This window comes from Pseudoroseomonas cervicalis ATCC 49957, from assembly GCF_000164635.1.
In the GTDB taxonomy this organism is placed as follows: domain Bacteria; phylum Pseudomonadota; class Alphaproteobacteria; order Acetobacterales; family Acetobacteraceae; genus Pseudoroseomonas; species Pseudoroseomonas cervicalis.
This window is the reverse complement of the sequence record NZ_GG770782.1, coordinates 104,037-113,095: the sequence shown is the minus strand read 5'-3', so window position 1 is coordinate 113,095 and position 9,059 is coordinate 104,037. Positions and strand designations below refer to the sequence as shown.

Below are 9,059 nucleotides of genomic sequence, written 5' to 3'. Positions count from 1 at the left end.
GCGCCGCCGGATGCGCCGCCCCCGCGCCGGCTGAACCGGCTCAGCCGGCCAGCGCCAGGATCTCCTCGGCCCGCCGCACCACCGGCGGGTCGATCATCCGCCCGTCGAGCTGGAAGGCGCCGCGCCCCTCGGCCCGCGCCGCCGCATCGCCCGCCACCACGCGCCGCGCCCACTCCACCTCCTCGGCCGAGGGCGCGAACACCTCGTTCATGATGGCCACCTGCGCCGGATGCACCGCCAGCGCGCCGCGGAAGCCGAGCTGCCGCGCCTCGGCGATGGTGCGGCGGAACGCCTCCAGATCGGCGAACTGGCCGATGCTGCCGACGAAGCCCATCGGCAGCAGCCCGGCCGCCCGCGCCGCCGCCAGCACGGCCAGGTTCGGCCCGAGCAGCGCGCCCGGCCCCGGCACGGCGCCGAGCGCCGCGCAGAAATCCTCCGGCCCCAGCATCATCGCCGCGATGCGCGGATCGGCCCCCGCGATGGCCGGCAGGTGGAACAGCGCCGCCGGGGTCTCGATCTGCAGCAGCAGCCGCACCGTGCCAGGGGCGATGCCGCGCTCGGCCTCCAGCTCGCCCACCGCGGCGGCGATGTGGCGCAGCAGGCCCGGCTCCTCCACCTTGGGCAGCACCAGGCCGGACAGGCCCGGGCGCACCGCCGCCTCCAGATCGGCCGCCAGCGCCCGCAGCCCCTGGTTGACCCGCACCAGCACCGCCGGCCCGCGCGCCGCCAGCGCCGGGATGCTGGCCTCCAGCCCTTGCCGCGCCGCTGCCTTCTCCGGCGGCGGCACCGCGTCCTCGAGGTCGAGGATGATGCCATCCGCCCCCCGCTCATGCGCGCGCGCCAGGAAGCGCTCCACATGCGCCGGGACGAAAAGCAGCGAGCGCCAGCGCGGCAGCGGCGCGGGCTGGGGCGTGGGGGCGGTCATGCGGCGTTCCTTCTCCCGGGATGCGCCACTCTCCCCCGTGCCGGGCGGGCTGTGAAGGGCGGCCGCCGGACACGGCGCGGGCTGCAATACCGATCGGTATCATTTCGAGCGATATCGGCTATTCGCCAAAGCCGCATTCCAGGAAATGCCGCGCCGCTCCAAGAATCCGCCCACTATTGACCGGCACAGGATCAAGTCGATCCGACCGGAAGCAAAATTACGTCAGATTTATTTCTGCGCTTCGGGACGCTGGATTTCACGCTTTCGGGAGCCCCCACGGCTCCGGCAAGCGGGGCCGCCCGCGCGCGCCTGCATCCGGAAGGAGATCGCCATGGATTTCGGTGCCCCGCTGCGCGACCTCGGTCCCGTCGATGTCTCCGGCCTGCTCGAGGTGGTGGCCGGGCTGACCGAGGCCGACTGGACCGGCAACACCTTCCGCCAGGAGGCGCTGGCCGCCGGGGTCCACTCGGCCACCGACAACATCCTGATGAAGACCGAATGGCACCCCTCGGCCAGCGGCACCGGGCTGCAGCATTTCGAGGACCTGGTCTTCGTCTGGGCGAAGCAGAAGGGCCTTGACCCCGCGCCCTACATGCCCATCGCCCGCGAGGACACCGATCTCTGGCCGGTCTACACCATGCCCGACTGGCGGCGCTTCCAGGCGGTGCTGGAGCCGGTGGTGCGCCAGGCCATCGCCCCGCTGCGCAAGCCGCATGGCGTGGTGACGCGCCTGGCCCTGGTGCGGCTGCGCGGCGGCGCCACCATCGCGCCGCATGTCGACGGCCAGCCCATGGCCGCCCGCGCCCACCGCATCCACGTCTCGCTGAGCAGCACGCCGAGCGTCGAATACAAGATCGACGGCCGCAAGTTCACCATGCTCAAGGGCCACGCCTACGACTTCAACAACCGCCTCCGCCACTCCGTCCGCAACAAGGGCAGGGCCGACCGCATCAACCTCTTCGTCGACTACTATCCGGATCCGGGCCTGTCGCTGCGCAACCCGCTCGACGTCTCGGCGCCGCGCTTCGCGCCCCCCGCGCCGCTGCGCCAGGGCGCCTTCGCCTGACGCCCCTCCACCGGCCAAGACTTGACGCGGAGCGCGCCAGACGCGAACCCGGCAGGGACCGGCCCGATGGAGAGCCCCCCTGGACCAGCCCGCCTCGCCCCCCACCCGCCCCGCGGTGAAGCAGCCGCGCTCCCCCCGCGCCATCGCCACCCGCGAGCGCATCCTGGAGGCGGCGCGGGCGGAATTCGCGCGGCTCGGCCTGGCCGGCGCCCGGGTGGACGAGATCGCCGCCCGCGCCGATGCCAACAAGCGCATGCTCTACGCCTATTTCGGCAGCAAGGAGGAGCTCTGGCTTACCGTGCTGGAAGGCGCCTACGCCGCCAAGCGGGAGGAGGAGCGGGCGCTGGACGTCGACGCCCTGCCCCCCGCCGAGGCCATGGCCCAGCTGGTGCGCTTCAACCTGCGCTACACCGCCGCGCATCCGGAATTCGTGGCCCTGCTGAACCAGGAGAACCTGCATCAGGCGCAATACCTGAAGCAGAGCGCGCGGGTGCGAGCGCTCTACTCCCCGCTGCTGGAGACGCTGCGCGCCGTCCTGGCCCGCGGCGAGGCCAGCGGCGCCTTCCGCCGCGGCGTTGACCCGCTGCAGCTCTACGTCACCATCGTCGCCCTCGGGCATTTCTACGTGGCGAACCTCCATACCCTCTCCACCATCTTCGGGGCGGGGCTGGGGGAAGAGGCCGCCCTGGCCACCCGCGAAACCCACTGCATCGACGTCGTCCTCGGCTATCTGCGCGCCTGACGGCGCGACGCGGGGGCGCCGCCCCCGCACCCCCGCCGGGGAGGCAGGGCCTCCCCGGACCCCGCCATCAGTAACTAATCAGTTATGAAATGCGTCGGGCCGCTTGACGCAGCCCCTCTGCGCGGCGCAGGGTAACCACATGGTTACCTTTCCGGTGGCGCGACCACCGGAAGAGAGGGGAAACGACAAGATGGCAGACCGCCGCATCGGCATCGTCATGAACGGTGTCACCGGCCGCATGGGCATGAACCAGCACCTGATCCGCTCCATCGCCGCGATCCGGCAGGATGGCGGGGTGCGCCTGGCCAATGGCGACCGGCTGATGCCCGACCCCATCCTGGTCGGCCGCAACCGTGAGAAGCTGGAGGCGCTGGCCCGCGCCCACAACATCACCCGCGTGACCACCGACCTGGAGGCCGCGCTCGCCGCCGCCGAGGACGAGATCTTCTTCGACGCCGCCGCCACCTCGATGCGCGCCGGGCTGATCCGCCAGGCCATCGCCGCCGGCAAGCACATCTACTGCGAGAAGCCCTCGGCCGAGAACCTGCAGGACGCGCTCGACCTCGCCCGCCGCGCCGAGCAGGCCGGCGTGAAGAACGGCATCGTGCAGGACAAGCTCTTCCTGCCCGGGCTGCGCAAGCTGAAGATGGTCATCGACAGCGGCTTCCTCGGAAAAATCCTCTCGGTGCGCGGCGAGTTCGGCTACTGGGTGTTCGAGGGCGATCTGCAGCCCGCCCAGCGCCCCTCCTGGAACTACCGCAAGGCCGATGGCGGCGGCATCATCCTCGACATGCTGCCGCACTGGCGCTACGTGCTCGACAACATCTTCGGCGAGGTCGAGAGCGTCTCCTGCCTCGGCGCCACCCATATCCCGCGCCGCATCGCCGAGGATGGCATGCCCTATGCGGCGGATGCCGACGACGCCGCCTACTGCACCTTCCAGCTGGCCGGCGGCATCATCGCGCAGATCAACAGCAGCTGGGTGACGCGGGTCCGCCGCGACGACCTCGTCACCTTCCATGTCGACGGCACCCATGGCAGCGCCGTCGCCGGGCTGACACGCTGCCGCACCCAGGCGCGCGTCAACACGCCGAAGCCGGTCTGGAACCCCGACCAGCCCCAGGGCATCGATTTCTACGCCGGCTGGGAGGAGGTGCCGGACACCACCGCCTACCCCAATGGCTTCCGCCTGCAATGGGAGATGTTCCTGAAGCATGTCGTGGGCGAGATCCCCGACTACCCCTGGAACCTTCTCGCCGGCGCCAAGGGCGTGCAGCTGGCCGAGGCCGCGCTGCAATCCTGGACCGAGCGCCGCTGGGTCGACCTGCCGCGGCTGGAGGCCTGAGCGGTGCCCGCCATCACCCTGCCCACCGCCGCCGGCACGCTGGAGGAATTCCGCACCAGCCCGCCGCGCGACTTCGCCCGCGCCACGCCCCCCTTCCCACGCATCGCGCTGGCCGCCGCCCATGTGGTGGCCGATCCGCTGGCGGCGCAGGATCCCTGGCTGGACGCCAAGATCGACTGGGACCGCACCATCGCCTTCCGCCGCCACCTCTGGTCGCTCGGCCTCGGTGTGGCCGAGGCGATGGACACCGCGCAGCGCGGCATGGGGCTGGACTGGACCTCGGCGCAGCAGCTGATCCGCCGCTCGCTCGACGCCCTGCGGGATTTCCCCGAGGCCAGCATGGCCTCCGGCGCCGGCACCGACCATCTGGCGCCGGGGCCGGACGTCACCATCGACAACGTCATCCGCGCCTATGAGGAGCAATGCGCGGCGGTGGAGGCCATGGGCGGCCGCATCATCCTGATGGCCTCCCGCGCCCTGGCCCGCGCCGCGCGCTCCCCCGCCGATTACGAGCGTGTCTATGCCCGCGTGCTGTCGCAGGTGAGGCAGCCGGTGATCATCCACTGGCTGGGCGAGATGTTCGACCCTGCCCTGGAAGGCTATTGGGGCCATCACGACCACAACGCGGCGATGCAGGTGGCGCTCGACGTCATCGCGGCCCATGCCGACAAGGTCGATGGCGTGAAGATCTCCCTCCTCGACAAGGACAAGGAGATCGCCATGCGCCGCCGCCTGCCGAAGAACGGCCAGGGTGGGGTGCGCATGTACACCGGCGACGACTTCAACTACGCCGAGCTGATCGCCGGTGACGAGGATGGCCATTCCGACGCGCTGCTCGGCATCTTCGACCCGATCGCCCCGGCGGTGGGCGGCGCGCTGGCCAGCCTGTCACGCAACGACCTCAGCACCTTCCACGAGATCCTGGCGCCCACCGTGCCGCTGTCGCGCCACATCTTCCAGGCGCCGACGCGCTTCTACAAGACCGGCGTGGTGTTCATGGCCTGGCTGAACGGCCACCAGGACCATTTTGTCATGGTCGGCGGCCAGCAATCCGCCCGCTCCCTCCAGCACTTTTCTGAGCTTTTCCGGCTCGCCGACAAGGCGGGGCTGCTGCGGGATCCGGAGATGGCGGTCACCCGCATGCGGGCGCTGCTGGCGACCCATGGGGTGGCGTGAGATGTATCCGCTCTCGCTGAACACCGTCAGCGTCAAGGAGAAGTGGGATCTCGCCGCCTGCATCGAGGGCTGCGCGCGGCACGGCATTCCCGGCATCTCGCCCTGGCGCGACGTGCTGCAGGCCATGGGCGTGGGCCAGGCGGCGCGGCGCATCCGCGATGCCGGGCTGCGCGTCTCCGGCCTCTGCCGCGGCGGCATGTTCCCGGCCGCCGACCGCGCCGGGCGCCTCGCCGCCATCGAGGACAATCGCCGCGCCATCGGCGAGGCGCAGGCGATCGGCGCCGAATGCCTGGTGCTGGTCTGCGGCGGGCTGCCGCCCGGCTCCAAGGACCTGCCCGGCGCGCGGGAGATGGTGCGCGAGGGCCTGCATGCCATCCTGCCCGAGGCGCGCGCCGCCGGCGTGACGCTGGCGCTGGAGCCGCTGCACCCGATGACCTGCGCCGATCGCAGCGTGCTCTCCACAATCGGCCAGGCGCTCGACCTCTGCGACGAGCTCGGCGAGGGCGCGGGCGTCGCGCTCGATGTCTACCATGTCTGGTGGGATCCGGATCTGGCGCGGCAGGTGGCGCGCGCGGGCTCGCGCATCGCCGGCTTCCATCTCTGCGACTGGAAGGTGCCGACCACCGATCTGGTCTTCGACCGCGGCATGCCGGGCGAGGGCGTCATCGACATCCCCGCCATCCGCGCCATGGTCGAGGCCACGGGCTATCGCGGCTGCGCCGAGATCGAACTGCTCTCGCATGCCTGGTGGAAACGGGATCCGGACGAGGTCCTGGCCATCATGAAGGAACGTCACGCCACGGTCTGCTGAAGACAGGCCGGGCGCGCAGGGAGGAAATCCGCATGTCACTGTCCCGCCGCCATTTTTCTGTCGGTTTGCTCGGCGTGCCGCTGCTGGCGGCGCCCGGGCTGGTGCGCGCCGCGGCGCCGGGCTGGAAGCCCAGCCATCCGGTGCGCTTCGTTGTTCCCTTCCCCGCCGGCGGCGCCACGGATGTCGTGGCGCGCGTGCTGGGGGAGCATATGACCGGCACGCTCGGCCAGCCGGTGGTGGTGGAGAACCGCACCGGATCGGGCGGCAATATCGGCATGGAGAATGTCGTGCGCAGCGCGCCCGACGGCCACAGCATCGTCATGGCCACCACCGGCACGCTGACCATCAACCCCTTCCTCTACAAGACCATGGGCTTCGATCCGCGCCAGGCTCTGGCGCCGATCTCCATGGCTTTCTCCACCGACCATGTGCTGGTGGTGAACAAGGCGCTGCCCGTCGCCACGGCGCAGGAGCTGGTGGCGCTGGCCCGCAGCAAGCCGGGGCAGCTCGCCTATGGCTCGGCCGGCTCCGGCTCCTCGACGCATATGGTGGCGGAGCTGTTCAAGCTGGTGGGCGGGCTCGACATCCAGCACGTGCCCTATCGCGGCAGCGCGCCGGCGCTGAACGACACCATCGCCGGCAATGTGCAGCTGATGCTGGACCAGCTGCCCTCTGCCATCGGCCAGATCCAGGCCGGCACGGTGAAGGTGCTGGCGGTGACCGGCGCGCGCCGCAACGCCCTGCTGCCCGAGGTGCCGACCATGGCCGAGATCGGCCTGCCGGCGGCCGAGGCCTCCTCCTGGGGTGCCATCATGGCGCCCGCCGGCACGCCGCCCGCCGTGCTGGCCGGGCTGAACCAGGCGGTGCTGGCAGCCCTCGCCAACGGCACTGTGCAGGAGCGACTGGCGGCGGCCGGCGCCGATGCGCGCAGCTCCAGCCCCGAGGAGCTGCGCCGCTACATGGACAGCGAAAGCGCCAAATGGAGCCGCGTCGTCACCGAGGGCAAGATCACCGTGAACTAGGCGGGGCTTGACCGCGCCGCCGCCGCCATCGCATGCCGCCCTGCGGAGGGCGGCGATGCGGCAGGATGGGATCGAATTGCGCCATGGCGCGGCCCGGCTGCGCCTGGCGCTGACGGGCGCGGAGCCGCGCTCCTGGCAGGTCGGCGGGCAGGAGTTGCTCTGGCCCGGCGATGCCGCCTCCTGGCCGCAAAGCGCGCCGGTGCTGTTCCCGACCGTCGGCTGGTGCCGCGGCGCCGAGATCCGCCATCGCGGCCAGGCCTATCCGATGGGCGTGCATGGCTTCGCCGCCGCACAGCCCTTCCGCCTGCTCTCGCACCGCGCGGACAGCGCGCTCCTGCTGCTGCAGGACAGCGCGGCGACGCGGCGCCACTTCCCCTTCGCCTTCCGCCTCGCGCTGCGCTACCGGATCACGGACGATAGCCTTTCGGTCGGCTTCCGCCTCGACAATCCGGGCGACGAGGCGCTGCCCTATGCGCTCGGCCTGCATCCGGGCTTCCTGTGGGATCCGGCGCAGCCGGGCCAGAGCCTGCGGTTTTCGGCGGCAGAAACACCCTCGGTTCCGGTCATCGCGCCGGGCGGCCTCTTTTCCGCCCGCCGCCGCCCGGTGCCGTTGCAGGGGCGCGTGCTGCCGCTGAGCCCGGCCCTGCTGGCCGAGGAAGCGTTGTGCTTCCTCCATCTCGACAGCCGCAGCGTCCTGCTCGATCGCGGCGCGGCCGGGCGGCTGCGCCTGCGCTTGTGGGATTTCCCGCATCTCGCGCTGTGGTCGCTGCCGGGCGCGGGCTTCCTCTGCCTCGAAGCCTGGACGGGGCATGGCGACCCGGAGGACTTCGCTGGCGAGATCACGGAAAAGCCCTCGATGCGGCTTCTGCCGCCGGGCGGCACGGCGCGGCACCGCCTGCGCTTCGAGGCGCTGCCGCCGCGCGGCTGAGACGCCTGTCGCGGAAATTTCCGGGAACCCGCAAGGCGCTGCCCGTTTGGTCGCCGTCGGCACAGCCTGGAAAACTTCCAGCTCGTGCCTCGATTCCCGAGGAGCCCCCATGTATTTCCACGACAAGCGCCTGCAATACCCGGTTCGCGTCGAAACGCCCGATCCGCTGTTCGCGCGCCAGCTGCAGCAGGCGATCGGCGGTGTCGAGGGCGAGATCCGCGTCTGCCTGCAGTATTTCTTTCAGGCCTGGGGCGCCCGCGGTCCCGACACCAAGTATCGCGACATGCTGCTGCACACGGCGACCGAGGAGATCGGCCATATCGAGATGCTGGCCACCGCCGTCGCGCTGAATCTCGACAAGGCGCCGCTCTCGCTGCAGGAAAGCACCGCCGCGGCCAATCCGGTGGTCAATGCGGTGATGGGCGGCGAGCGGCCGCGCCATGTGGTCGAGGGCATGCTGCAACGACACCTGCTCTCCACCGGCCTCGCCGCCATGCCGACCAATGCGGATGGCGTGCCCTTCGACTGCTCGCATGTCTATGCCAGCGGCAATCTCGCCGCCGACATGTATGCCAATGTCACGGCCGAGGCGACCGGACGGACGCTGGCGGTGCGCCTGTTCAACGCCGCGCATGATCCCGGCATGAAGGACATGCTGAGCTTCCTGATCGCGCGCGACACCATGCACCAGCAGCAATGGCTGGCCGCGATCGAGGAGCTGGGCGGCGCCGCCGCGCTGCCGATCCCGGACAGTTTCGACCAGGGCCAGGAGCGTGGCGAGTTCAGCTACGTCTTCTTCGGCACCGAGGTGGGCGGCGCGCTGCCACCGGATGGCCGCCACACCCAGGGCCCGTCGCTGGACGGCAAGGGCAGCTTCAGCACCATGCAGAACACGCCGATGGGCGAGGAGCCGGTGCTGGGCCCGGCCCGCGAGGGGTCTGGCGCGCAGGCCAGGCAGATCGGCAAGCCCGCCGCCGGCTGAGGCCGCTGGCAGGGCCAGGCGGCCCTGCCCCCCACCCGCCCGCCCGCCGCTTCGGCCGGGGG

Annotated in this window: 9 protein-coding genes; 8 read left to right on the top strand and 1 reads right to left on the bottom strand. The window is 71.3% G+C overall.

Going from position 1 to position 9,059, the window contains the following annotated elements:
- Nucleotides 1-40: 40 nt before the first annotated feature.
- Nucleotides 41-925 (bottom strand): HpcH/HpaI aldolase/citrate lyase family protein, encoded by an 885-nt coding sequence (locus HMPREF0731_RS16955; protein WP_007005405.1) that lies wholly within the window; start codon nt 923-925, stop codon nt 41-43.
- Nucleotides 926-1,256: 331 nt separating this feature from the next.
- On the opposite strand from HMPREF0731_RS16955, the gene HMPREF0731_RS16950 reads away from it, so the two are divergent.
- From HMPREF0731_RS16950 to HMPREF0731_RS16915, 8 genes are all read left to right on the top strand, one after another.
- A complete protein-coding gene (locus HMPREF0731_RS16950; RefSeq protein WP_007005403.1) occupies nt 1,257-1,991 on the top strand; it encodes an aspartyl/asparaginyl beta-hydroxylase domain-containing protein in 735 nt (244 codons plus the stop codon).
- A 115-nt stretch (nt 1,992-2,106) separates the two neighbouring features.
- Nucleotides 2,107-2,733 (top strand): TetR/AcrR family transcriptional regulator, encoded by a 627-nt coding sequence (locus HMPREF0731_RS16945; RefSeq protein WP_007005402.1) that lies wholly within the window; start codon nt 2,107-2,109, stop codon nt 2,731-2,733.
- Nucleotides 2,734-2,923: 190 nt separating this feature from the next.
- The gene (locus HMPREF0731_RS16940) at nt 2,924-4,078 is read left to right on the top strand and encodes a Gfo/Idh/MocA family protein (RefSeq protein ID WP_007005401.1); all 1,155 of its coding nucleotides are present in this window, start codon (nt 2,924-2,926) and stop codon (nt 4,076-4,078) included.
- Nucleotides 4,079-4,081: 3 nt separating this feature from the next.
- On the top strand, nt 4,082-5,254 hold the full coding sequence (locus tag HMPREF0731_RS16935) for a dihydrodipicolinate synthase family protein (protein WP_007005400.1): 1,173 nt from the start codon (nt 4,082-4,084) through the stop codon (nt 5,252-5,254).
- A gap of 1 nt (nt 5,255) precedes the next feature.
- Entirely contained in the window at nt 5,256-6,065 is an 810-nt protein-coding gene (locus HMPREF0731_RS16930) for a sugar phosphate isomerase/epimerase family protein (protein ID WP_245538353.1), read from the top strand.
- A 32-nt stretch (nt 6,066-6,097) separates the two neighbouring features.
- Nucleotides 6,098-7,087, top strand: a complete 990-nt coding sequence (locus tag HMPREF0731_RS16925) for a Bug family tripartite tricarboxylate transporter substrate binding protein (RefSeq protein ID WP_007005398.1) — start codon at nt 6,098-6,100, stop codon at nt 7,085-7,087.
- A gap of 55 nt (nt 7,088-7,142) precedes the next feature.
- A complete protein-coding gene (locus HMPREF0731_RS16920; RefSeq protein WP_007005397.1) occupies nt 7,143-8,015 on the top strand; it encodes an aldose epimerase family protein in 873 nt (290 codons plus the stop codon).
- Nucleotides 8,016-8,124: 109 nt separating this feature from the next.
- The gene (locus tag HMPREF0731_RS16915) at nt 8,125-8,997 is read left to right on the top strand and encodes a manganese catalase family protein (RefSeq protein ID WP_007005396.1); all 873 of its coding nucleotides are present in this window, start codon (nt 8,125-8,127) and stop codon (nt 8,995-8,997) included.
- Nucleotides 8,998-9,059 lie beyond the last annotated feature (62 nt).

Bases quoted from the DNA above. Each gene is read 5' to 3' on its own strand.
- HMPREF0731_RS16955 (WP_007005405.1), bottom strand. From the start codon at position 925: ATGACCGCCCCCACGCCCCAGCCCGCGCCGCTGCCGCGCTGGCGCTCG.
- HMPREF0731_RS16950 (WP_007005403.1), top strand. From the start codon at position 1,257: ATGGATTTCGGTGCCCCGCTGCGCGACCTCGGTCCCGTCGATGTCTCC.
- HMPREF0731_RS16940 (WP_007005401.1), top strand. From the start codon at position 2,924: ATGGCAGACCGCCGCATCGGCATCGTCATGAACGGTGTCACCGGCCGC.
- HMPREF0731_RS16930 (WP_245538353.1), top strand. From the start codon at position 5,256: ATGTATCCGCTCTCGCTGAACACCGTCAGCGTCAAGGAGAAGTGGGAT.
- HMPREF0731_RS16925 (WP_007005398.1), top strand. From the start codon at position 6,098: ATGTCACTGTCCCGCCGCCATTTTTCTGTCGGTTTGCTCGGCGTGCCG.
- HMPREF0731_RS16920 (WP_007005397.1), top strand. From the start codon at position 7,143: ATGCGGCAGGATGGGATCGAATTGCGCCATGGCGCGGCCCGGCTGCGC.
- HMPREF0731_RS16915 (WP_007005396.1), top strand. From the start codon at position 8,125: ATGTATTTCCACGACAAGCGCCTGCAATACCCGGTTCGCGTCGAAACG.